The organism is Kingella denitrificans ATCC 33394 (genome assembly GCF_000190695.1).
GTDB lineage: Bacteria > Pseudomonadota > Gammaproteobacteria > Burkholderiales > Neisseriaceae > Kingella_A > Kingella_A denitrificans.
The window spans coordinates 744250-767165 of the sequence record NZ_GL870929.1 but is presented as its reverse complement, the minus strand read 5'-3'; the positions used below and the strand labels follow the sequence as shown (position 1 = coordinate 767165).

General features: G+C 50.5%; 19 protein-coding genes. 4 read left to right on the top strand and 15 right to left on the bottom strand.

What is annotated here, in order from left to right; genetic code table 11:
* Positions 1–79 precede the first annotated feature (79 nt).
* Together HMPREF9098_RS03790 and HMPREF9098_RS03785 are read left to right on the top strand one after the other, a co-directional pair.
* Positions 80–301: a Cro/CI family transcriptional regulator gene (locus HMPREF9098_RS03790; RefSeq protein ID WP_003782188.1), complete on the top strand. Its 222-nt coding sequence runs from the start codon at positions 80–82 to the stop codon at positions 299–301.
* 11 nt (positions 302–312) lie between these two features.
* On the top strand, positions 313–1125 hold the full coding sequence (locus HMPREF9098_RS03785) for a phage replication initiator YdaU family protein (protein WP_003782186.1): 813 nt from the start codon (positions 313–315) through the stop codon (positions 1123–1125).
* A 579-nt stretch (positions 1126–1704) separates the two neighbouring features.
* Here HMPREF9098_RS03785 and HMPREF9098_RS03780 read toward each other — a convergent pair.
* The 4 genes from HMPREF9098_RS03780 to HMPREF9098_RS03765 all read right to left on the bottom strand — a co-directional run bounded on the left by HMPREF9098_RS03780 (position 1705) and on the right by HMPREF9098_RS03765 (position 7295).
* Complete coding sequence (locus HMPREF9098_RS03780; protein WP_040564239.1) at positions 1705–2985, bottom strand: three-Cys-motif partner protein TcmP; 1281 nt, start codon at positions 2983–2985, stop codon at positions 1705–1707.
* A 38-nt stretch (positions 2986–3023) separates the two neighbouring features.
* Positions 3024–3767, bottom strand: coding sequence for a DUF5131 family protein (locus HMPREF9098_RS03775; RefSeq protein WP_040564238.1), 744 nt, complete (start codon positions 3765–3767; stop codon positions 3024–3026).
* 655 nt (positions 3768–4422) lie between these two features.
* Positions 4423–6174 (bottom strand): ATP-binding protein, encoded by a 1752-nt coding sequence (locus tag HMPREF9098_RS03770; RefSeq protein ID WP_003782174.1) that lies wholly within the window; start codon positions 6172–6174, stop codon positions 4423–4425.
* Positions 6175–6179: 5 nt separating this feature from the next.
* Entirely contained in the window at positions 6180–7295 is a 1116-nt protein-coding gene (locus tag HMPREF9098_RS03765) for a DNA cytosine methyltransferase (RefSeq protein WP_003782172.1), read from the bottom strand.
* A 779-nt stretch (positions 7296–8074) separates the two neighbouring features.
* On the opposite strand from HMPREF9098_RS03765, the gene HMPREF9098_RS03755 reads away from it, so the two are divergent.
* Positions 8075–8806, top strand: a complete 732-nt coding sequence (locus HMPREF9098_RS03755) for a hypothetical protein (protein WP_003782170.1) — start codon at positions 8075–8077, stop codon at positions 8804–8806.
* A 215-nt stretch (positions 8807–9021) separates the two neighbouring features.
* On the opposite strand, the gene HMPREF9098_RS03750 is transcribed toward HMPREF9098_RS03755, so the two are convergent.
* The 7 genes from HMPREF9098_RS03750 to HMPREF9098_RS03720 form a co-directional block, all read right to left on the bottom strand.
* Positions 9022–9399, bottom strand: coding sequence for a hypothetical protein (locus HMPREF9098_RS03750; RefSeq protein ID WP_003782168.1), 378 nt, complete (start codon positions 9397–9399; stop codon positions 9022–9024).
* Between the two features lie 502 nt (positions 9400–9901).
* Entirely contained in the window at positions 9902–10432 is a 531-nt protein-coding gene (gene mobC, locus HMPREF9098_RS03745; protein ID WP_003782167.1) for a plasmid mobilization relaxosome protein MobC, read from the bottom strand.
* 71 nt (positions 10433–10503) lie between these two features.
* Positions 10504–11397, bottom strand: a complete 894-nt coding sequence (locus HMPREF9098_RS03740; protein WP_040564236.1) for a recombination-associated protein RdgC — start codon at positions 11395–11397, stop codon at positions 10504–10506.
* Between the two features lie 2 nt (positions 11398–11399).
* A complete protein-coding gene (locus tag HMPREF9098_RS03735; RefSeq protein WP_003782162.1) occupies positions 11400–12518 on the bottom strand; it encodes a relaxase/mobilization nuclease domain-containing protein in 1119 nt (372 codons plus the stop codon).
* A gap of 98 nt (positions 12519–12616) precedes the next feature.
* On the bottom strand, positions 12617–18181 hold the full coding sequence (locus tag HMPREF9098_RS11150) for a MuF-C-terminal domain-containing protein (RefSeq protein WP_003782161.1): 5565 nt from the start codon (positions 18179–18181) through the stop codon (positions 12617–12619).
* Positions 18182–18200: 19 nt separating this feature from the next.
* Positions 18201–20240 carry a type IV secretory system conjugative DNA transfer family protein gene (locus HMPREF9098_RS03725; RefSeq protein WP_003782160.1) on the bottom strand — a complete coding sequence of 680 codons (2040 nt, stop codon included), beginning with the start codon at positions 20238–20240 and terminating at the stop codon, positions 18201–18203.
* 94 nt (positions 20241–20334) lie between these two features.
* On the bottom strand, positions 20335–20748 hold the full coding sequence (locus tag HMPREF9098_RS03720; RefSeq protein ID WP_003782158.1) for a single-stranded DNA-binding protein: 414 nt from the start codon (positions 20746–20748) through the stop codon (positions 20335–20337).
* A gap of 44 nt (positions 20749–20792) precedes the next feature.
* On the opposite strand from HMPREF9098_RS03720, the gene HMPREF9098_RS03715 reads away from it, so the two are divergent.
* Positions 20793–21134 (top strand): hypothetical protein, encoded by a 342-nt coding sequence (locus tag HMPREF9098_RS03715; RefSeq protein WP_003782154.1) that lies wholly within the window; start codon positions 20793–20795, stop codon positions 21132–21134.
* On the opposite strand, the gene HMPREF9098_RS11670 is transcribed toward HMPREF9098_RS03715, so the two are convergent.
* The 4 genes from HMPREF9098_RS11670 to HMPREF9098_RS11665 all read right to left on the bottom strand — a co-directional run bounded on the left by HMPREF9098_RS11670 (position 21091) and on the right by HMPREF9098_RS11665 (position 22916).
* Positions 21091–21354: a hypothetical protein gene (locus HMPREF9098_RS11670; RefSeq protein ID WP_003782153.1), complete on the bottom strand. Its 264-nt coding sequence runs from the start codon at positions 21352–21354 to the stop codon at positions 21091–21093. The genes HMPREF9098_RS03715 and HMPREF9098_RS11670 overlap by 44 nt on opposite strands.
* Positions 21355–21485: 131 nt before the next feature.
* Positions 21486–21851, bottom strand: a complete 366-nt coding sequence (locus HMPREF9098_RS03710; RefSeq protein ID WP_040564235.1) for a hypothetical protein — start codon at positions 21849–21851, stop codon at positions 21486–21488.
* On the bottom strand, positions 21848–22621 hold the full coding sequence (locus HMPREF9098_RS03705) for a hypothetical protein (RefSeq protein ID WP_040564234.1): 774 nt from the start codon (positions 22619–22621) through the stop codon (positions 21848–21850). The genes HMPREF9098_RS03710 and HMPREF9098_RS03705 overlap by 4 nt, the downstream gene beginning before the upstream one ends.
* A 130-nt stretch (positions 22622–22751) precedes the next feature.
* The gene (locus tag HMPREF9098_RS11665) at positions 22752–22916 is read right to left on the bottom strand and encodes a hypothetical protein (RefSeq protein WP_003782148.1); all 165 of its coding nucleotides are present in this window, start codon (positions 22914–22916) and stop codon (positions 22752–22754) included.

The window sequence follows — 22916 nt, the reverse complement described above, 5'->3', positions numbered from 1 at the left end:
AAAGATAGTAACTGATGTTGCTTTAAGTTTCCTTTATGTGTAAAATTTAAGAAATCTTAAATTATCAAATGGGCGGCCTATGCTGAAAACAGATGTAAAAAAATACTACGGTTCTTTTGCCAAAGCCGCTCGTGCGCTCGGCATCAGTTCGGCAGCTATTTCGCAATGGAACGATATCATCCCAGAAAAACAAGCCTATCGCTTGGAAAAAATTACCAAGGGACAATTGCGTGTAAACCGTGATTTGTACGAACAAAACGATATGGAAATCACTTTTCAGGCTGCCGAAAAACCCCAATAAATCGCTGATATATGTACACCACCGCCACCCTGACAACCCTGATAGACAGCCACGGCAACGGCTTTTCCATCGACTACGAAGACTTTACCCAACTGTTGGGCACGGAACTCGCAGCCGACAAGCTGCTTGCCTGCCTGTTCCGTTGGACGCGGTGGTCGGACAGCAACGAAACGCCCGAACAGCGCGCCGAGCGCGACGGCTGGATACGCAAGTCCGGCAGGGAGCTGTTTGATGAAATCAAGCTCACGCGCAGCCTGTACGAACGCGCACGGCGCAAACTGCGCGAGCTGGGCATTGCCCAATGTCGCCGCGAAAACGCCGTGCACGGCATGATGACCTGGAAGCTGGACATCAAACGTCTGACCGAACTGCTCATTACGAAGGTGTACGGCGAGCCGTTTGTCGAAGCGGACGCACAGACCGACCGCAACGGTTTCAGGCTGCCCGAATTTGTCCCTTTGGATTTGTGGACAAAACACCAAAAAGCCCTGTATCAAAAACACAAAACCTGCACCGTCAAAGACAAACGGCAGTTTGTGGAGCAGCTGGCCGCCCTGCGCGACAAAGGTTTCGATATCCGTCTGGTGATGCAGCGTTCCATTGACAAAGCATGGTTCGGCTTTTTCGAACCGATCCCATCCAATGCACCGCAAACGCAGGACAACGGTAACGCGGCGGCAAAAGCCGAATACGAACGGCAGATGGCGGCCAAACGCGAAGCCAAACCGCCCGATAAACCCCGGCCGCCCGCCATCAGTCCGTCGGAAAGCCATACTTTGGCGACACAGATGTTACAGATGCTTAAAGGCAAAAAACCTTACTGACAACGGCAGACACCCCCTGCCGCTTTTCCCGTGCCTAAAATCCGCCCCGAACGCCCGAAACCGCGCCCGATAACGCCCGAATCGGGCGTTTTTGTGTTTCAGGCAGCCTGAAACCGGTAAAACGGCATTGCCGCACACCTAAAAAACCGCCGCGCCGGAATTTCGGGCGTTTCCGCCGCCGTTTTACGCCAAAAAAGCAGCCTGCACATTGCCGCGCCGTGCCGTTCGGGTTACTTTTTTCTTTTTAAATAACCGAAATAAAACATCACTTTGCAGGAACAGCGCAAAGAACAATGCCGCATAAACCCGAAGAACAATGCTGCACGAATCCAAACACTCTAATGAAACATAGAATACAAACATACAATACGTTTCATATACCTGTCAGGCTGCGCCTGCCTTCGCGGTTTTTGATTTTTTTTTGATTTTGAAGAAGAAAGATCCGGGATGCGCGGCAATATGGATTGATAGTGGATAGATAGTTGGAATTTTATAATAAATTTGTTTGAAAAAATTGAAAAAGCTGTCTGCATGAATTACAGACAGCTTTTTTATACCTTACTTTTCCCAAGATAGCTGCTAGTACATATCAAAGAGTTTTCTTTGAGTATGAGGAATAATCCGATCCGACAGTTGAATATTATTGCCGTTTCTTCGAATACGTCCATCAACCGCCAATATTTGTATTTCTTTTCCCGCCACTAACTGACTTAATACTTCACGGTAAATAGCAGCTGTAGCCGGCGTTTTATTACAAGTCATTGAAAATAGGGCTTCAAAATTCATCTCTTGTTCATTTGCATAAATTAACTTGGGAAATTCCTCGGTAAGTTGCCGGATACTGGAATCTCTGGCTATATCGTCGAATTCGAAACCTAATGTTGATTGTCCATGAAAATTCTCATCGCTGTTGGGGTCATATCCTACCAGATTAAACATGTCTAATCCTGAACCGCCGTAGTGGATAAAATTGTTCCTATACTGCCAGTGAACCTCTGTCATTACATCGCGGGCTTTGTAGTGCTGGGACATGTGAATCAGCCAATAGTCGCCGTGTCCGCCTGAGTTTCTGATAAAAAAAGGGGTAAAAAATGCGGCATTACAGGCTGTTATCAAAGATTCATGAAGAACGCTCTGTACAAAGAAACGCCAGCTCTTATCTTTTTCCTTTAGTTTTTGAAAATCGATAGAATTGAACACTTCCGGCAGTTTTATACCGATTTTGTTCAGTATATCTGCCGTTGTTTTTCCCGCACCGGCAAAATTAATTAGAGAATCCACATTGAATGTGAGTATGATTTCGGCACGGGGCAGCTCCCGAAAAATATTCCTCATCAGATTCGTGGGCACATCAGTATAGCCGTATTGATCCAATATAAATATGGAGCGTCCGTTACGCGGGCTTTTCTTTTGGACAAATTCGATAATTTTCGGAGCATAATCCTGAAAGCAACCGTTAAGCATCTGTATTTTGCTGGTTGTCGGGGACAGATACCCTTTATTTTTCAGAACAAACTCGAGATGCTTGAACGTTTCTTTATTTTCTTCAACGAAAATATAGTCAACATCCAAACGCAAAGGTTTCTTTCTTTCCTGATTCAGAAGATACTCTGCCTCTTTTACTGCTTCTAGGCAAACCAACGGAGAGCCGTGGACAAGCTCTTGTTTATCTTTATGCCGATACAATCCTCCGCCGGCAAATCCGTCCACTAGTGTTAGTCTAAATATGTCCTGCTGAGGAAGGCTGGCCAATGTTTTAAAATACTGAATCAGGTAAGCTCGTAAAACATCTAGTTTCGCTACGCTATGCTGTTGGAGTTCTGCCGGTCCGTTTTTCCAGTTATAATGATGAATGGTCATGGAGTTCCTTGTGATTTTCTTATTTTTTAGATTATGAGTCACGAAACCTCTATTATTGGCATTTCATCCCATGTACGGCCATTCAAGACGCGGCCGTTTGCTTTTTTCGCACGTTTTTTACCATCAGCCCCCCATCCGCCCCATTGTTTGAAAAAAAAGGCCACATCCGTTTCTTTACATTGCAAACGTATATTTTCAACCCAATCCGCACTCATGGGTCTAGCACGACTACCGGACTCACCGCCCACGATAACCCAATGTATATCGGTTAAATCAATTTGTCCCAAATCTTCCAACAATGGTTCGACCGACAGAAAACGGATGTCGGCCTTTATACGGCGCAAATTGTCTATTCTGGGAACTCCATATTTCCGATCCTCGACCGTCACGCCGAGCCAAGCATTTTTAGGAACAGGACGGTTCTGGAAAAAATGTTCCATCCGTTCTGCTCGCTTTGTCAAAATTTGAAAAGTATGCCAATCGGCCTTCTCAATGGTCATAATAACCTGTTCTATGAAATTGAAAGGTATTTCCTCATGGAACAAGTCTGACATTGAATTTACAAAATAGGTTGTCGGTGTTTTCCGTTTGAGCGGTTCGTCCAAACGGTTAGGAAGTATTTTTAGTTTGAAACCGTCTTCATACCCTGGCGTCCCCATAGCTTTTAGGCGGCAGGCCATAGTTTCGGCATAGCAGTTCTTGCATCCCGGCGATACTTTTGTGCAACCGACGGCAGGATTCCAGGTTCTTTCGGTCCATTCAATTTTACTTGTATTTGCCATGTTTATTTACTCCGCTTCGGTCATTTTGGATAGGCTTAATGCGACCGTCAGGCATTTTAGCATTTTAAGCTTAATGTTTGTTCATAGTATGGGTACATTATTATTTTACGTATATTTTATGAAAACATATATTTGGATTAAATTCCAATTAAACTGTTGTTAACAATGAAAATATTTTGTGCCATTCAGACAGATGTTTTAAAAGTACCAGTTCTCCAGGTTGATGACCAAGAAGGACAGTAAAACACAATTTGAAAAAGGGAAAGATCCGGGATACGGAAATATGGATTGATGGCGGAGGGACGGTTGGAATTTGTGCGTACATCTGTTGGATAAGATTAAAACAGATACATTTCCGTCCCGAAACCCGTTTGGGACGGACAAATATGGTGATGCGGCCCGGGCCGACGGCGGCCCAAACTATGCCGTTCAATAAAATATTGGTACGGATGTAAAAAAACGGGAATGGTACGGCGTTTCGGCGTACACACTCCCAAACCGGCCATCTGTCGGATTTGCGCCGCAGCGCGAGGCCGGAACTTGCGAAGCAGGCGGTCACACAAACCCACAAATGAAATACTCTACGGCTGACTGAAATACTTGATGGCGTGATGTAATATGGCGTTATCATACATCCGCTTTATTGTTTTCAAATTTATTTTCTCCATATGGCGCTGATGAGCGGTTCAAAATTATTGTGCGCAACAATAATCTGTTGCGGACTAATCTCATGCGAATAATTATGCAGCGTACTATGCAATATATCCAAACTGCCCGTACCGCTTCCCCGTTTGGGGCATTCAAGCTTTAATGCGGCTAATTGTTTTTGATTGATGAGCCCGGGATCCTTATGATGGATATCCTGTGCGACACCCAAGATTTTCACCCTCAATTTTGAACCCTCTGAGACCCGATCCGTAGTGCTTCCATCGTTAAATACTATGGCGCCATTGTGCAAAATATAGTAGTCGCAACTTAACTCTATCAGCGAGCGCAGTAGGGCGGCCGTTGAGTAAGGCGTTTCTTGAACATTCAGTTTGTTCTTTAATTCTAAATAGATATTACGTATTTTTCCCAGATTTCTCGGAATATTGAGGGCATAATTAATCAAATGTTTTGTGTTCGTTGGATTTGGGACAGGTTTGCCATTGCCTGTCGGCGGCACTGTTCCATGATCTGTGATAGGGGCTGAGATACTCTTTTCTGCGCCATCGGTATCAGCATTTGCACTTGGATCGTTATTACCTGCATTATCGGGTGGATTGGGTACGGTGCCGCCGGATGGGTTGGAGGTTGCAGAAGCCTTTGGGTTGGGAGAATAGCGGTGTTTAATATCTGACCGATATTGGTCTGCAATGGGCTGTATTTCGTCAATGACGGTCAGGAAAAGCATACTGTCTTCCCTCATACCGTTTTTAGCCGTATTCCAAGGAAGTTTGTTGGGCTCTTCAGATATGAAGTGCACAAGGCATATGAAGCCATTATATTCAGAGTGCCATTTCGTTTTCCATCCGTGATTATGGGACGTGCTCGCTTTCACAATAACCCGGTCATTGCAAATGAAATAAATACCAAAATCATTCGTTAAGGTTTTATTTACCGAGAGTGAATACTTCTCTTCATTTTTAAGATAATATTTTTCGTGTATTCCGGATTGAATAATGACTTTAACGCCATCGATATTTTTTTCCCGGTAAGTCGGAGAGACAGGTCCGCTTCTTCTGATTCCGGGCAAACTTGAAGTGATGACGCCCAAGGATTCCCCATTATAATTTATTGTTATTTCAAATCCTTTCGAAAAATAAAGAGAATATCTGTCCTTAAAGCCGTTAAGGGCGTTTTCCAGCCATCTCCTATTGCCGATTTCACCTTGGATTTCACTATATATCCGAGTGACTGTAAATCTGGTTTTAATATCGCCTCTGGATGCTTCTTCTTTCGCCAGAATTTTATTTTCCGAACCGTTAAAACTGTGTTTGGAAAAATCAAATTCATAACATTGCCGACCATTGTCAATAAAAAAATGGTATTGCTCTCCCATTTTCAATAGTGACCGTTTCAAACCGATACCGTATTGGCCGATACCGTATTGATGTCGGGATTGCCTTGCTATATAGAAAGCATCATTGGCCAATGTTTCTTTCTGCATACCAAAACAGTTGTCTTCTATGCAGATGGATTCCGGCGAGATATCTATGTGCACTTTATACCCTTCATATGATTTCGGCAGGCCCATCACGTCTTTTTCATAGTTTCCATTTCGGATAATGCTGTTTCTTGCCGCATCGATAGAATTGTCAACCAAATCATAGAGTGCGTCTAATGTGGAAATATCTTTGGTTAAAATATCCTGCAGGAAATTGGGTTCGAGACCTGTACTGATTTCAATCATATTGCTGTTTTTCATGGCGGTTATTTCTTATTCAGTTTTTGATGGATGACACTTAAAATCTGTTTCGACACAATGGGGGAAACACTATTCCCAATCATTCTGAAACTATGCCATTTTGTCGGATGGAATGTAAACCAATCCGGGAATCCTTGTAGCCGTGCCGCTTCTCTGACCGTAATAACGCGGCCTTCTTCCGGATGAAGCGGCCGGACGGATTGGAAACTTCCTTTATCCGATCCGGTCCCCGCCCTTAATGTCGGGCATAAGCCGTCCCACGATAGTTTTTTGGAACGGCTGACGGGATCCGTCTCCCCGGGATTGGTTTTTTTATAGCGTTCGGCAACCGTCGGAGAATGAACGGTGGCAAACAATCCCGATACCTCTCCCGCCGCATGTTTTTTTATTGCATCTGACAACCCTAATCCTTTTGGAGCGGGGCTTCTCATTTGCCGCGCATATTCAGACAGTTCGGAAGCTTCAGGGTAGGCAGAAAACCCCCAATCATAACCCGAATCAGAATGGGGAATAGGTGCCGGAAGGTCTTTAATGGCATCGGCAACATTGACTTTAGGCAAAGTAAATCTGAAATGGCTTTCAGATAAGGAATCAAAATGTGCTTTATCGTAACCTACAATAATCACCCGCCGGCGTTTAGTGGGGGCGCCGCAGTCGGAAGCATCGACAATAAGGGGGCCGATTAATGTGTACTTTTTATTTACGATGGAAAGTGCTTTATTCAGTTGCGGTAAATTGCGTTTGTCGATCAGACCCTCAACATTCTCCATCACGAAAAATTTCGGGTCCAGTATATTGACGTGCCTGAAAAAATCTTCCAGCAGTTTTCTCCTGGGATCATTAACATCACCAATCCCCATTCTCGAATATCCTTGGCATGGCGGCCCACCTATCACACCGTCGATTTTTTGCCGCCCTAAAATATGGCGCCAGCCGTTTTCGTCCAATAAGGATAAATCTTTATTCAGTACTTTTGTATGAGGAAAATTATTTTTATAGGCGGATTGGAGAGTGGGATCTATATCGATAGCCGCAATGGTGTGAAATCCCGCAAGTTCGGCTCCCAAACCGAAGCCGCCGCATCCGCAAAATAAATCTACTAAAACAGGTTTTGTATTCATCGTTTCGACCGTTTGTATTTCTTACACGGCATTCTACTTTGAAAAAACAAATTTGTCGACCGTACGGAAGTAATCATTTCCAAACAATAGATTAGGCATCAAGAGCAAAAAATGCGTGACTGGTTGATGCATTTGTCGGCGGCGGGTTTTACTTGCCCATACGGGTGTTTCAGATTTGGCCAACAGAAAAATTTAGGCCGTAATAAAGACGCTTCTTGTCGGAAAACACTATCGGGCTTCGGACATTGTTGCCAAAAAGCAGCCTGCACCCTGGAAACCTGACATAGGGGCTGCTTTGAATTGCCCGGGCAATTTGAAAACTGTTACAATAGTATCCGCAGCCGTGGAAAGCTGTACAACATTGTTCCTGCCGATGGCAGGCGGGTCGGGTGGGTGCAAGCCCGGCGGTTTCACAATGGCCGTTTTTCCACCCCCGTCCCATACCTGCCGCCTTGCGCGTGGAAACGCAATGCGGCTTTATTTTTAACATTGTGAAAGGCAGTCTGTCATGCAGCAACTGTATCAAACCGGCGCGCTTTGCCGCCCATCCGTCCGCCGTTCTCCCGGCCGATCTGTTACGAAATCCAATCAACCTGTTGCACAATACAAAAGCCATGTTACGAAACCTGTGACGAAACCCCATGGTTTCGTAACAAAATCCGTTACAAAACCCGTTACGAAATACCATCAAACCGGCCCTACCCTTTCAAAAAGGGTATCGGTGCGTTACAAAACCCCGTATTTTGCTATGTGCCAATGCGAAAGAGCGGAGGTGCGTCATGCTTGATAGCGTTTTAGGCTTCGGCGTACTGGGTTTTTTAGGCACGATGGCATGGCTGGGTATACGGCAACTGCAGCGCGACCAATACCGCAGGGAAGCCGAATATTGGCAGCATGAATGCGCCATGCTCGAATATGAAAACCGCTTCCTGCACGGTTTGGAGCAACGGCTCATACCGCGCCTGTTGAACCGTTTCGGTGCCGATATGCAGGATTTCATGATTGACAGGGAACTGGTGCGGCGCAACGAAACCGCACACCCGAAGCAGGCCGGGCATATAACGGTTCAAATGTACGATCCGAGCCGAGTATCAAAAGGCATCGACATCACCGCCGGAAACTTTGTCGGTAAGGACGGGGCTGATGAAGCGGACGAATGGAGTGGCGAAACAGAATATGCCGATTGCCGCCCCGCAGATACGCACAGACAGCCGTTTGAGCAAAGAAGTAATATGACCGTTGCACAACGCGGATACCCGTCAAATTGCGACGCAAAACCGCAGACGCCGATACGCAGCAACCGCGCAGACGGTATTCCGCAGATCGGCTGGCAGGGCAACGACGTTATTGATGCCGATTTTGTCGAAATCCCATCCGGGCATATCCGACAGGCTGGCAACAGCCTGTTGCAAGACAGCGCCCAACCCCATACACGCAAAGGCGGCCGGCCGAAAAAATACGCCACCGCCGCCGAGCGGCAGGCCGCCTACCGCGCAAGGCGGGCCGCCTGAAATTCCGAAACAAAAAACCGAAAAAAAGCCCGAATCCGGACAGGACCTCCCTGTTCCGGATTCGGGCTTTTAGTGTGTTACGAAACGGCAAAACCGCGTTACGAAACTCATGCGGGGCGTGATAAAACCGTTACGAAACTGTGTTACGAAACTCAAATATCTATTTGAAAACAATTAGATGTTAATTTCGTAACGGATTTCGTAATATTGAATGGTCAAATCAAATCATGCCAGTCTTCCTTCTTGGCTTCTTCCCAGTTAAAGGGCTTTGTCCCCGCTACCGTTTCAGATTCGGAAGCTTCAGACTGCACCGGAATGCTGCGGACAGCCTCGGATTTCGGCAGCCTGCCGGATTCTGCCGCAGGTTGTCCGGCCGGATGCTCCTTCGGTAATGTCTTGTTCCGATTGATGAAGCGCGTAAGCGTACGCTGGCTGACAACTACCCCCTTTTTTTCGGATAGGAAACGCAAAACATCGCTGTCACTAAATCCCAAATCTTTCAGTGTTGTAATCTGCTCGGAAAACCGATCCAATTTCCGTGATTTTCCCGTCGCCCTGTTTGTTTCGATGAAGTTTTTCAAATCCGTATCCATATTTCCAATTCCATTAGTTAAGCATGGTCAAAAATAGCCATAAATAGACATATTACGCCAATATATCGGACGAATTATAGCCAATAATGAGACAAAATAGTAGATAAAATAAGACGAAAATAGCCATATATGGATATTAAAAGACAAATATAGACACAAATAGACAAAAATAAAGACAATATTAAGATATATATAGACATTATATGGACATAAAATAGACAAATTTAACGTCATTTTCCCTTGTATAACGAAAAATTTCCCGCATCCCGTGTACCTTTCTATTCAAAAACCCAAATCTTTCTAGGTAGAACAATTTTTAAGCTAGAACGCAGGATAGGCAGCCGCCGACAAAACTGCTGCGTTTTGTTATTCCGCCTTCCGGCAGAAACGCCGCTTTGCGGCTGTATTGATGGAAGGGGTGCTTTTCTAACGACGCAAAAAAGCCTACGGCCGCACTCCGTTTTCCGGGTGCGGCCGTAGGCTTCTATGACGAGTTGAACGGTCAGCGTTGTGTACGTTTGCGGTACTGCCGTATGAGTTCGCCGACTTTGTCGGTATGTTGGTCAATAAAGGCTGCCAGCTCTGCAATATTTTGGCTAGTCAGGGAAGCCGTTTCTCCGGCATTGAGTTTACGGGCAATCTGGTTGAGGTTGTTTCCGATTTTTACGAGCTGGTAGTTGGATTGGTAAAGTGCGGTTACTTCGTTGTCGGTTAGGATAGGGTGTTGGTCTATATAGCCGGCTAAAATCGCTAGGGCATAGCGGTTAGCCGACATTTTGCCGATCTTCGCACCTTGTGTCAGGTAATCGGCAATATGGGGGGGCAGTTTGAGTTCCAGCCTCATTGTTTTCTGCTGGGTACTGGCCGCCGGTATCGTCGGATAAAGCTTGGGGATTGCCGGTTTGTCTCGTTGCGCACGCAGCCACTGTTTTACAAAGCCGGAAATATTGGCTTTGCCCGTGTGCTGCAATGCCAGTTGTTTCAGGGTTTCTTTTTCCTCTTCGGTCAATCCGTGTACGTCTATTTTTGCCATTGCTGTTTCCTTTCAAAATATCCATGCTTTCAAGCAAGATTGAGGCTGCCTGAAATTTTACTTTGTACTATTCAACCTTCTATCCACCCGCCTGCCACCTCCGCCCAATCCCCAATCAGTGCCGTTAATGTTTCCGCTTGGATGAGCTGTTCGGCGCGAAACAGCGTATCGGCATCGTCTCCCTGCCGTTTTACTTCTTCGGTTATTTGGTCGGTGAACTTTATCCGCCGCAGGGTCAATTCATCGGTTAGGGAAAAAGCAACCTGTTCGCGCCAGATAAGGCCGAGTTCGCGGACGGTTTTACCGTCTTGCAGCAACCCGGCGATGCGGCTGTCGGTCAGGTTTTCTTTGGCGGCGGTGATTTTTGCGCCGCACTGCGTGTGTTTGAACGTGCCGCTGTCACCCAGCTCAAACGGTTCGGCGGCTTCACCTTCGGCAAGCCATTCGGTCATGACGTGTGCAGGCTGCCTTCGGGTTTCGGGCAGCCTGACGGCCAGACCGCCTAGGGCTTCGCGCAGTTTGGCCAGCAGGTTCTCGGCAGCTTTCGGGGCGGCATTGACCAGCAGCAGGCTGCGGGCATAATCAATTACGGCGTAAGTCCGTGAGGGTTTGGCCAGTGCTTGGGGTAACAGTGCATCGACCACCCGTTCGCGGATTTCGTGCCGTTCCCGCTTGCCGACCGGCCGGTGTTCGGCTTGGGCGATGCGCTGGACGGTTTCATCAACTTTGGCGGAGATTAGGGATGGCGGCAGCACTTTTTCTTCGCGGTGCAGAATGAAGCCTAACGTATTGCCCGCGATACAGGTCAGGCTGCCGCTGTCGGGAAGGATGGGGGCGAAGCCTTCGCTAAACCAATCCAACCCCGGGCAGGGCGAGAAGGGATATTCTGCAAGTTTGGCGGCAACAATATCGGGCGCGGGAAGGCTGTCGGCAATGCGGTAGAAGGTGAGTTGTTTGAAGGGCATGGTCAACGCTCGCTTTCGTAGTCTTGGTCGGTCTCGGCGGAACGGTGTTTTGCAGGCTGCCTTTCGGGTGCAGGCTGCTTTTTCGGGATTTCGGGTGCAGGCTGCTTTTCAGGTTGCGACATTTGGCCGAACCTAATTTTGGCATTTTCCGTGCGGTAGCTCTGCTGCATTCGGGTCGTGAAATCCTGCGTATCAAGCTGCCGCTTCAGCTGGCCAATCAGCCGTGCTTCTGTCTTGTAACCCTGCCGGTACAGGGCTTGAGCGATTTGTGCGTATTCCTGCGCCAATTCGTCCCGGGTTTTGACGGCTTTGTCCAAATAAGGGTGGACCGGTGCGCGCTGCTCTTTAATGGCGGCCGCCAATTCGATTTGCCACTGCTTGACCCGTTCAGGCTGTACACCACGCTGTTTTACGGCTCGGACAATGCTATTCTCCGCTTTCTGCGTCTTGCCGCGCTGCGGCCGTTTGGTGGCGGCGCATTGCACGCCTTCGTCCCGCAGTTTTTCGGCAAAGCGGACGCGCCACTCAAACAAATCATTCTTGCGCGGGTTGAGCCGTTCACCCATATCGTTCTGCATCAGCACACACAAGTGGACGTGCGGATGCGGCGGTTCGCCTTCCCGCTCGGCTTCGTGATGCAAGGCAAAGGCATATTGGTTGTTCGGGAACTGTTCGGCGGCAAACTCGCGTGCGGCGTTCTTGACGGCTTCCGGCGGCGTGCCTGCGGGCATAGACAACACGATGTTTATGGCTTCGCGGTGGCGACTTTCTTCGGGGATACCGGATTTCTGCCATTGGTGCAGCAGCCGTTTTACGTCTTTTTTGCCGTACAATTTTTCGCCCGTGTGTGTTTCCAACTCCACCTCCCCGTTGCGGGAAACATAGTCCAAATGATTGCGGATGCCGCGCAACCCTTTGGAGTTTTGGCTTAACCGTTTGGGAATTTTGACCATTACTTCGGGGTGTTTTTTGGCGGCGGCAACCAGGTTGCGCAGGCCGAAGCCGGTTTTCAGTCCTTTACCTCTGCCACCGCGCATACGAGGCAGCGGGTTTTCTTTACTGCGGACGGCACGGGTGGCGTAACCGAGAAACCAATCGTCTATCTGGCGGTGGATTGACATGGGTTTTATCCTTTCCTATCTGTTATATTGGTCAGAAAACGGTCGTAAAAAAGCAGCCTGCACCGTGTTTTATGGTGCAGGCTGCTTTGGGAAACACACTACATTTCCTGCTCGTTTTCCTGTTCATGTGCCGGATGCCGCGTTTCATTCCGATGGGTTTGATTCTGTCCGGCAGTGCGCTTGGGTGTGGGGATGTTGCCGGATTTCATATCGGCGGTCACGCTTTCGTAAAAACGCTGCATCTGCCTGTCGCGCAGGGCGGGTTCCAGGGTTTCGGTCATTTTGCGCTGTATGTTTTCCAGATACTGCACCGTTGCCTTGACCTCTTTGCGGCTTTTGCCCAACTGTTGTTGGTACAGGGCGCGTGCCGACTCCAAAGCGTGGTTGGGCGTTGCCGCAACCTGGCCGGTTGGACGCTGCTGTCCGTTCGCAAATTGTGCCGCACGGTGCTGTATTTCGGCAGCGAGCACTTTTTCTTTGGACGTATCTGCTTTTGCAGCTGCTTGGGCAGCTTCAGAATGCACCAAGGCACTTTGGTCCGGCAGCGGGCCATTCTGCCGCACACGGACGTTTTCAGGCTGCCTGTCCTGCTGTCGTTCCAGTACCTCTATCCTGAACAGGTTTTTTTCCACTTCCTTTTCTTCAAAAACTTTGTTGCCCTGCTCATCACGCACGATTTTGCCGCTTTCATCCCGAACGAGTATGTTCACGACTACCGGTTGTCTACCCAAGTCATGAATTTCAATCCGGTCGCCTGCCTGCGCACCGCTTTCGGTGAGCGCGCTCTCCAATTCCACCCCCCAACGTTCCCGGATTTCACCATCCTGTTCGTATTTCACGAAATAGTTCGTACGGTTATCAGGATTATGCAGATACGGAGCCGCGCCGTGTTCCAGCAACATAACGCCTTTTTGATATTCGGCTGCCTGTACTTTTCTGTCTTGCGAATGGGGTTCGGCAGACGAACTCTGCACTGAGCTGTTTTCAGGCTGCCTTGACTGTTGCGGCTGAATTTGCTCAATACCATTGCGCTGCCGATCGGCCAACAACTGGTCGCGCAAAGCCAAATCCTCCCTGCCCGGTTTGTAGCCGGTGCTGGGGATGCCGCGCAGTTCCGCTTCCAGCCACATCGCCTGTTTAAACTCGCGGCTGCCCGAAATTTTGATACTTCCCCAGTTTTTCGCCTGCGCCGTGTCCAGCATATCGCGGATAACCTGTGGATCGGCTGCCGCCGTTTTGATTTTTCCGCCCTGGTCTTCAAACATTACCGTGGTGCGGTTGTTTAAATCGAGATATTTGCCTTCCATGCGAATATAGCGTTGGTTCAGACCGGATGCGGTTTCGTAGTCTAAATCCAGCACAGGCTTGGGTTTTTGCGGAACGGAGGGATTTTCGGATGGTGCAGGTTCGCGTGCAGGCTGCGGAGCGGTTTCGTCAAACAGGCTGCCCAAGTCGGCTTCCGGTGCAGTTTGAGGGCGGGTTTCCTGTTGCTGCGGTACGGTTTCTGGCTGCCGTTCGGGTACAGGCTGCTTTTGCCCATCCTGCCGTTCAAGTGCTTCCGCCGCCCTGGCACGCGCCAGGTTCTGCCGAACTTCTTCGGCAGTAATGGTTTCCCGTTCAGGTGCGGGGTTTTCAGGCTGCCTGAAAGTGGGTCCGGCTTCAGGTGCTTCTTGTTCCAAATCCTGCGCTTCACCGTCAAATTCGATGCCGTTTTCTTCGTCCGGCACGGTTTCGGCGGCAGATTCAGGTTGCGTATCGGCGGCCTGTTCTGTGGCAACCTGCGGTTCCGGTGAGTCGGATGCGGAAACAGCCGCTTGTTCGGCGGCTGTTTGGGTGGGATTTTCAGCGGTTTCACGCATGGCCTGATTCTCCATGTATTCCATGTATTCACGGTATTCACGCTCTAATCGGGAAGTCATTTCCCGAAGGGCAGACAACTGGTTAAACTCCAAATGGAAATCATTAAACGTAGCGATATAACCGCCTTGCTCCAGTTTATCCAGCATGATTTCATTGTCGTAGCCCTGTATTTGGATACGGGCGATAGCCCGGCCATTGGACAATGTTTCCGTTTCAAAATACATATTTTCGGGCAAGGCGGTATTCTCAAGTTCCGTCTTGAGCTGTTGCTCCATGTTCGGAGTGTCCGGTTGCTGTGGCGATTGTTCTGCTTCCTGACGTTCCCAATACAGATTGCTGCTATTGTGCAGCTCTCGAAACATTTCGTCCCACGATGGCACGGTATTTTGGCGTGCGTATTGTCCGGCATAACGGTCAAACACTTCGGCAGCGGCAGGAGGGGCGATATCGCGTGCATCAATGTCGAATACGGTGTCCCAACCGCTTTCTAAGGCAAGATAGCGCCCCGTTTCATTGAAACGGGCATACATAACATGGTTGCCGTCGGGGTTGAGCATGCCGCCTTCCTTAATGCCTTGAAAGGTTTTTTGGGCGGTTAGGGCATCCTGCTTTTTCCAGCCGTGCTGTTCTGTCAGCTGGTCAATGATTTGCTCGGAATAGTGTTTTTCTACCGGGGTGGTTTTGTCCGTTGCAGATAAGGAAACAGCCGCTTGTTCGGCGGCTGTGTGTGTGGTATCCGGCTGCGTTCCGGTCAGGTTTTCAGTTTGCCCGGAAACCACCCGCGCTGCCTGCTCCTGCAGGATTTCGCCGACTTGGCGGCGGATATTGGTGCCGTGACTTTCGGCAAATTCGTCGATGGCGGCGTTGCGGTCGGCTTCGTCGGTAATGTTGGCAATGCGCTGCGCATAGCTGCGGATTTGTTCGGGGGACAGGTCGGTCATGATGTTTTCCTTTTGGGCAAAAGAAACAGCCGATAACGGTTTGTCATCGGCTGTTCTGGGGTTGCGGTTCAGGTGTTTTGGCTCGGGGCTTTGCGCGGTGTCCACGGATTTCTGCGCAATTCCTCTATCGCCCATTCGTTCGCTTCGTTGAAGTCTTGCAGCATCAATTCCACTTCTGAGTCGGTCAAAAGACGGGGATGTGCGAATTGTACCTGCCTCGCCTCTTGTGAGGTGGTCAATGCCGTATCCGAAGGTGTTTGTCCAGTAATCATTGGGTGCATCTCCATGTTTTCTTTGAATGTCGTCCAATTGCTTTTGTGTCGGCACAATATCCAGGCCGGTTTCGCGCGCACTCATCACGGCCGCGCCGATAACGTGTCCGCCGCGGTTTTCAATATAACCGCGCAATGATGCGATTGTACCGCCCATTGTGGAATTGTCGTCCACAATCAAATAATCGCGTCCCGCCTGCACGTCGCCCCTGAATATTGGCGGATTGGCCAAACGGTAAACGGCATCTGTGCCTGTGCGGCCCGCAAAGTTGGCTTGAAAGAGTTTTGTGTCCACCTGCCAACCTGTTTGGCTGGATAATGCTCTCGCCATCATAAATGGAATCTTATTGCGCCCGGCAGATTCTTCTGCCCGTACCGCAACAATCACCGGCTCGCGTCCGCCGGCCATTTCCTGAATTTCGGCAATGGTTTGCTCATTGAGCAGTGATTGTACCAAACTCAAAGCTGCTTTGCTATCGCCAGCTTTGGCCGCCTGATAGTTTTCGCTGTTTTTGAGTTCTTCCAATGTGCCGTTACGGATTAGGGGAGGAAAGTCATTCCACGGCGCGCGTTCGGAATGTGCGGCGGATTTTTCGGGTGCAGGCTGCTTTTCAGGCTGCACCAATCCGTCGCGCCGAACCGGTTCCCGTGGGATGGATTGTTGCGGATTTGGCTGAATTGGCTGTTTTTGCGCATTTTGCCATTGCACCAAATCCATTTCTGTTTTAATATTACGCATAGAAAGTTCGGAGCTAGACGTAATATCCCAATGCAATTGAAGCGGATGGGTAGTCAAAAAATCTTGAACTTTCTTTTCGTTTGCATAAAGCAAATCTGTGTCGAACGCTCGCACGAGCTGCATATCTGATCTGCCGTAAACACTGCTCACGTTAATCAAATCAGCACCATGCTTGCCCTTGCCCTTATTGATATGCAAGGCTGCAATCATGGGCTTTTCTTTATTGTCTTCGTATTCGTATAATTCCGTCAGCACAACCAGGGAATGGGCATTGGTGGCTGATTGGAATATAGCGATCGGATCGTTCATTTGGCTTTGCAACTGCTTTAAATCACCCGGGCGGACCCAATGGTCGTTTTGGTCGTAGTTGTGCGAACGTCCGATATATTTCGCCATCGCTTTTTCAATCGTGCCGCCCGAAATACGGACTTTGCCCTGCGGGACACCCAGCATTTGCAGCACGTCGGGCGTCGTACCGAGGGCGATGTAGCCTGCGGATACGTTACCGCTGACCACATCGTCGACCGCCCGGGTAAACGGCGTATCCGGCCCTTCATTCAAACCTTGGGACGATCCGGGCAGTGCCGTTTGGGCCGGTGCTGGCTGCTTTTGCCGTTCCGGCAGCCTGAAACCCACATCGCGCGCCGCCAATTCGCGCTTCACTGAATCGCGGATTTTGACGTTGTTGATTTTGCCTAATTCGGCTTCAAAAAGCTGCTGTGCTTCGGCCGGTTCAAGCCCTGCGATGGCTTGCGCGTTATTGTGTTCGCGCACTTCTTCATGACGTACCGCCGCCGTTTCGGGCAACGTTTCTGGGGCAAGCGGCCGGTTCAATGCACTTTGTACGGCATCCAGTCCTCGCAGCTCGTGCAAATCGTTGAAGTCGCTGGGCCGACTGTCCTGTCCGTGTTTTTGTTGGAAACGCGCAATCTCATCCCCGGTAAATTCGGGCATCACCACCCGGGCGCGGTTGCCGAGCACCTGTGCGGCTTCGGCGGCTTTTTTTATGCCCGTTTGGCTGGCATCATTGTCAGCGGCGATGTAGACGGGGGCGTTTTCCGGCAGCATAGCGGCCATTTTGGCGGCGACTTTGGGCAGGTTGCCCGCATTAAAGGCAATGACGACGGGCTTGCCGGTGGCCATATGGATGCTGGCGGCGGTGGCAAACCCTTCGGCCAAATACACGCCGCCCGTCCAGTCGCTGTTCGGGGCGGCGATTTTGCCGTACGCGCCGCCCACTTCTCCGCCTGGCAGGAAGAATTTGCCGCCGTTTGCATCGATGGCCTGGCGGTTGACGATATGGTTCGGGCGGTCGTACATCGGAATGACCAGACGGTCTTCGTCTTTGAAGCGGTTGATACGGGCATTGGCCAAAACAGCGGGGTCGGCAATGCCTTTGTCGCGCAGGTAGGGAAATCCGGCATCGGCCGGGCGGGTATTGGCATTTTCCCAAACGATATTCGCCGTTCTGGCCGCATGATCGCGTGATACTTTATCCCATGCATCCTGCACTTCGCGTTTGACCGCCCACTCGGCTTCCCTATGCGCTGTTTCTTCGGCAGTTGGGGTGCGGTAACTTTGCGAAAAGGTAAAGCCGTTGGCCTTGGCCATATGGAACAGCGTGCCGATATGGATGTGGCCGTACTTGAAACTTTTCCACTGCGCGTTCGATTCGCGCTCGTTCCATTTCGGGTAGCTGCGGCTCCAATCTTCCCAAAGGCCCCGGCCGCCTTCGTCAAATTCGGATTTGAGTGCCGCCCCGACTTTCCACCAGGTTTCCCGGTCGTTGGGGTCAAGGTAGGTCAGTGCGTTACGGACTTCGTCGTAGTCGGTTTCGTAGGTTATCGTCATGATTTATTCCTTAAGGGTTTCAGGCAGCCTGCTTTTCCAGTTTGCCGACATGGTCGAGTAGTCTTGCCAACAGCGGACGGCTGTCCACGAAAAAGGCTTCAGCGGCAATTTCCGCCTGCCGGATGATGAAATCTTGGCCGTCGCCTGCGCGGACATTGCCTTTGGCCAAGCAAAAGGCCATCTCCGCCGCATTACCGATGGTTTTCGGGTCGGTGGCGGGAAGTTCTTCGGCGGGGATGTCCTCGGTGCGCGCAGGGGCAATACTGTTATGTCTGCCCTGTTTGAGTACCACTTCCAGCACGGGGATTTGCGGCGGCGGCATCAATGCACGTTCTTTGAATACGGGGTCGCGCCAATAGACGATTTTTTCGGCATACACGGCAGGCACGCCCGCCATGTCTATGACACAGTTTTCCATCGGCATCCGTTTGATTTCGTCCGGATTCATTACCGCACGCCGTTGGTCTGAAGTGCTGGTACTGCTGCCTTTGCCCATGCTGCTGGAACGGCTTTTGGCCTTGAAAGTTTCATCACCGATGATTTTGCTGTATTCCTCCGCCTCCCACTGTTCACGCGGCGTGAAAAAGACACGCATGGTGAAGTTGGTGAAAAACGTCCGCATATTGTCGCGGCCGTACACGGCTTCCACTTGGCTTGGGGCTTGGATGATGATAAGCAGCCGAAGCCCGTAGCCTGCGATGTAGGACACGCCTTCGCTAATCGCGGGCACTGCGCCCAGAGCGGTAAATTCGTCCATCAGCAGCAGGCACTGGTAGGGGAATTTGGTCTTGCCGCGCACGATGTTGTTTTCAGGCAGTCCCTGTTCCACATTGACGTTCACCAACTGACTGAAAAACAGATTGAGCAGGCGGCTGAACGTTTCGGCTTCTGTCGGAATCACACCTACATAAATGGTCATCAACTCTTGGCGAACTTTGTCTAAACGGAAATCATCGGCAGAGGTAACTGCTTCCACCACCGGGTCAAGGAAGATGCCCAGCGGCGTGGTCATAGTGGAGAGTACGTCGTTGCCCGATTTTGCATTGCTGTTGGCAAAGGCACGCAACAGTGTCTGTGCCTGTTCGCTCAATGGCTTTCTGGCTTCGTTGCGGCTGTCCAGTTCGTTTTTAATCCACTCAAACAGCGTGCTGCCGTCTTGCGGAACGGTCAGCTTGAACAGGTTGGTCAGCGTAGTGCGCTGCCGGTAGTCGGCCAAATCGCGCTCGCTTTCGGTTTCAATCAGATACAATCCCAGCCCGACAAACAGCTTGCGTGCGTTATCGGTAAAGAAGTTGGATGTGCCCGTGTCTTTGGGTGATTTGGGAATTAGGATTTTCGCCATATTGCTCAAATCCTTGTAGGCATAGAGCGGGTTGCGGCGGATGTAGGTCATCGGATTCCAGCGGTGCGACATCGGCGGCTGAGTAGGATTGGTTTCGTGTTCGGGCATTTTGCCGGACGGGTTGAACAGAAAGACTTTCTGTTTCAGCATCGTTGCACGGAAACCTGCACTAATCAGATAGTTTTCCAGCTTGGGGTCGTAAATCACCATGCTGTGCGCATAGTGCAGGCAGTTGGGCACAACGGTGCTCACGCCTTTGCCCGAACGAGTGCGTGCGGCGAGGAACATAAATTCGTTGGAAGCCCAGCGCAGGTATTTGCCCTTGAATTTGCCGACCAAAATGTCGGGATATTCGGCTTTGCGGTATTTTTTCGGTGGCATTAGCAGCCCTGCTTGGGCAATTTCGGCAGCTGTGGCAAAGCGGGACGAGCCGTGCAGCTCGCGCTTGGGCTTCATCAGCAGTAAAACGGCAAAAAATACTATCGGCACCAGTGCGGCCAGTGCGGCGGCAGCCGTCCCCATCATTAAAGCCTGTTTGGTCGTGGCGGAGAGTTTGGCTGCCGCCCATGCCTTCGGTAACAAGGTCAGGCTGGGTTCGGCTTTCAGCGAAGCTTTGCCGATAAAGACGATCGCGCCGACATACAGCCCGGCAGCCAGCGATAGCGGTGTCCAAACAAACAGGAAAAACAGAACGGCGGGCAGTTTTTTGGATTTCATCAGGATTCCTTATGGTGCGGCGAATAAGAAAAAAAGCAGTCTGCACGTCCGTAGAAAAGTGCAGGCTGCTTTTGCGGTTTTGAAAGGATATGGGTTACATGCCGACGTATTCTGGATCTTCCCCATTATCGTCAAACGGATGGGCATTGGGTACGGCGGCAGGCGGGGCGGCATCTTTGGTGCGGATAATTTGCATTTCATGGGCATGGACTTCCCAGACCGTCCGCGCGGCATCCGTTTTGTCGGTGAATTGGCGCGACTGGATCCTGCCCCACACTAAAAGCGTGTCGCCCTTGTGCAGGTAGCGGCCGACCGTTTCGGCCAACTTGTTACGGAACAGCACGGTAAACCACTCGGTGCGCTCCTGCTTTTGGCCGGTGTTTTTGTCCGTCCACGTCTCGCTCACGGCCAGCGAGATTTTGGCGGCGGGCGTGCCGTCGGGGAAGTAGCGGATTTCGGGGTCTTGACCCAAATTGCCCATCAGTTCTATTTTGTTTACGCTCGGCATGGTATAACCTTTCTGAATTGGATTAAAAAATAAAGGAACCTGATATGGAAAAAGAGAAAAAGGAACGGCAGGAGACACTCACGCCGTTGCAGAAAAAGGGTTTTGCCTTTGTGTACGAAATGCAGCGGCAGAACGAGGAACTGGCGGCGCAGGTGGCGGACTTGCAGCGGCAGGTGAGCGCACTGTCAAAATTTGCGGAACAGACGGTGCTGCTGATGCCGCCCGTGCTGGCCCTGTTGGACGAACCGCAACGCCGGGAGGCGATGGCGGCCCTGGTGAAGCAGACAGATGATCTGAATCGGCAAAACGGTGATTTTTTTGACGACGAAGCGTGGAATCAGCTTAAAGATTGGGTGAATCGGTATTATCCTGACGCAGACGGTTGAGCAGTTCCCGCGCTATCAGATGATGTACGCGGGTGGATGACGGCGTTTCGGGTTTTCCGCAGGCGGCAGGCAGTCTGAAATATTTCTCCTGCTGCGAGGCGCGCGCTAGCCAGCCCTGCCATAGTGCGGCTTGGATTTCGGACGGCAGGACGTCGTTGCCGCTTTCTTCAAGCCAGTCGGTAAAACGTGCGTATTCTTGACGGTAGATGGATGTGTCCATGGGATTCTCCTTTCAGACAATAATCAAATAGGAAAGGCAGCCTGCACTTTGAATGGCGGGCTGCCTGAAAACAAAACCCCGCTTCTTGCGAAACGGGGCGGAGAAAACGGTTTTATTTTCGGAAACGTTGTTTATCCGGCGGCAAGCTTTTCCAGCGTTCCCAGCAATGCAACGGCCTGACGGATTTGGTTATGTGCCCGAGCGACGGGAAACGGTGCTTCCAAGGCATAATCGGCCATAACGCGGCAGTCGCGCATTTGTTTTAACGTTTTGCCGATAGCGCGGTATTGCCGGTTGCCGTGTTCGGTGTAAAACCGAATCAGTTGCGAGTGGTAGCCGCCATGCAGGAACGGGCTGAAATCGAATCCTTGCACCATCGCGTAATCCAAACATGCGTGGTATACCGCATAATAGGCGCGGCTGGCGGCACTCCGGTCGGCAGCTTCGGACTGCCCCGTCTGCTTTTGTGCGTAGTCTAAAAAATCCCGTGCGTTCATGGCTGCCATTCCTGTATGCCGTGTACGGCAATATCCATATCGGCCGGCAGGCGGTAGCCGTGCGCATCTTCGTAATCCAACAGGAACTCGGTAAAGCCGTTGTTGATTTCGGACAGCCGGGCCATATCGGGTTCGTCAATTATCAGCATCAGGCTGAACAGAGCATCGTCAATTATGCTGTAAAAAACGCCGCACTGAATCAGCGGACCGGCCTGTCGGTGCACATATGCTTTTGCCGCCAGGAATAGTTCCGTCCAAGCTTCCTCCGGAAAGTAAAACGAGCTTAAAATCCCTGCGGCGTGGGCGATATCCGTTGCCGCCTGACCGCCGTCCAACAGGCGCAGAATCTGCCCGGTGGTGCCGAGCAGGCCGCAGTTCAGTGCGGTCTGCGCCATATAGGTCAGGGCTGCCTGTTCATGCGTGTGGCGGGTAAAATCCACGGTTTGCAGCAACCGGTTGATTTGTGCGAACTGCCCCGTCTGCAACCAGTAAAATATGCGGTAGCACTGCACGGTCAGCGCGGTATCCGCATATTGTTCCGCCAGCCGGAAATGCTGTTCGGCCAAACCGTCCTGACGCTGTTGTGCGGCCGCAAGGGCGTGTGCCGTTTCGCGTGCCGCCGGGTCTTGGATATATCGGGTAAATTGCGCAAACTGATGCTGCACTCCTTGCAGTAAGGCACGAAAAGGCGGCAGCAGTTGCGCCAATTCTCCAAAAGCGGGGGTAGTAGCAGGAAGGATGGGGATAGACATGTCAATATGTGGATGCATGGTCAAATTCCTTGTGATTATAGCAAACGGCTTACAGATGCTGTCGATCATCCTGCGCGTTCAGCTTCCATATTTTTCTTTACTGATTCCTGCCGTTCCGCTTCTTTCATGCAACCCGAAAAATTGTTTTTCAGTGCCAATCGTGCAGCAGAGCGTACAGGGCATCGTTACCGGCTGCCGAAAGCGGCGGCACGGATTCGAGCAGTCCGCCGGAGACAGTTTCGGCTACCGCACCGTAGCGGCCGTTCTCTTTCGTCAGACGGATGATGATTTCGTATTCTTGGACGGTTTCCAT

Coding starts and splice junctions, on each gene's coding strand:
- HMPREF9098_RS11150 (WP_003782161.1), bottom strand. CDS start 18,181: ATGACGATAACCTACGAAACCGACTACGACGAAGTCCGTAACGCACTG.
- HMPREF9098_RS11670 (WP_003782153.1), bottom strand. CDS start 21,354: ATGGACACATCCATCTACCGTCAAGAATACGCACGTTTTACCGACTGG.
- HMPREF9098_RS03710 (WP_040564235.1), bottom strand. CDS start 21,851: ATGAACGCACGGGATTTTTTAGACTACGCACAAAAGCAGACGGGGCAG.
- HMPREF9098_RS03755 (WP_003782170.1), top strand. CDS start 8,075: ATGCTTGATAGCGTTTTAGGCTTCGGCGTACTGGGTTTTTTAGGCACG.
- HMPREF9098_RS03780 (WP_040564239.1), bottom strand. CDS start 2,985: ATGACCATTCATCATTATAACTGGAAAAACGGACCGGCAGAACTCCAA.
- HMPREF9098_RS03770 (WP_003782174.1), bottom strand. CDS start 6,174: ATGAAAAACAGCAATATGATTGAAATCAGTACAGGTCTCGAACCCAAT.
- HMPREF9098_RS03775 (WP_040564238.1), bottom strand. CDS start 3,767: ATGGCAAATACAAGTAAAATTGAATGGACCGAAAGAACCTGGAATCCT.
- HMPREF9098_RS03765 (WP_003782172.1), bottom strand. CDS start 7,295: ATGAATACAAAACCTGTTTTAGTAGATTTATTTTGCGGATGCGGCGGC.
- HMPREF9098_RS03705 (WP_040564234.1), bottom strand. CDS start 22,621: ATGCATCCACATATTGACATGTCTATCCCCATCCTTCCTGCTACTACC.
- HMPREF9098_RS03725 (WP_003782160.1), bottom strand. CDS start 20,240: ATGAAATCCAAAAAACTGCCCGCCGTTCTGTTTTTCCTGTTTGTTTGG.
- HMPREF9098_RS03715 (WP_003782154.1), top strand. CDS start 20,793: ATGGAAAAAGAGAAAAAGGAACGGCAGGAGACACTCACGCCGTTGCAG.
- HMPREF9098_RS03720 (WP_003782158.1), bottom strand. CDS start 20,748: ATGCCGAGCGTAAACAAAATAGAACTGATGGGCAATTTGGGTCAAGAC.
- HMPREF9098_RS03785 (WP_003782186.1), top strand. CDS start 313: ATGTACACCACCGCCACCCTGACAACCCTGATAGACAGCCACGGCAAC.
- HMPREF9098_RS03750 (WP_003782168.1), bottom strand. CDS start 9,399: ATGGATACGGATTTGAAAAACTTCATCGAAACAAACAGGGCGACGGGA.
- HMPREF9098_RS03740 (WP_040564236.1), bottom strand. CDS start 11,397: ATGCCCTTCAAACAACTCACCTTCTACCGCATTGCCGACAGCCTTCCC.
- HMPREF9098_RS03790 (WP_003782188.1), top strand. CDS start 80: ATGCTGAAAACAGATGTAAAAAAATACTACGGTTCTTTTGCCAAAGCC.
- HMPREF9098_RS11665 (WP_003782148.1), bottom strand. CDS start 22,916: ATGGAAACCGTCCAAGAATACGAAATCATCATCCGTCTGACGAAAGAG.
- mobC (WP_003782167.1), bottom strand. CDS start 10,432: ATGGCAAAAATAGACGTACACGGATTGACCGAAGAGGAAAAAGAAACC.
- HMPREF9098_RS03735 (WP_003782162.1), bottom strand. CDS start 12,518: ATGTCAATCCACCGCCAGATAGACGATTGGTTTCTCGGTTACGCCACC.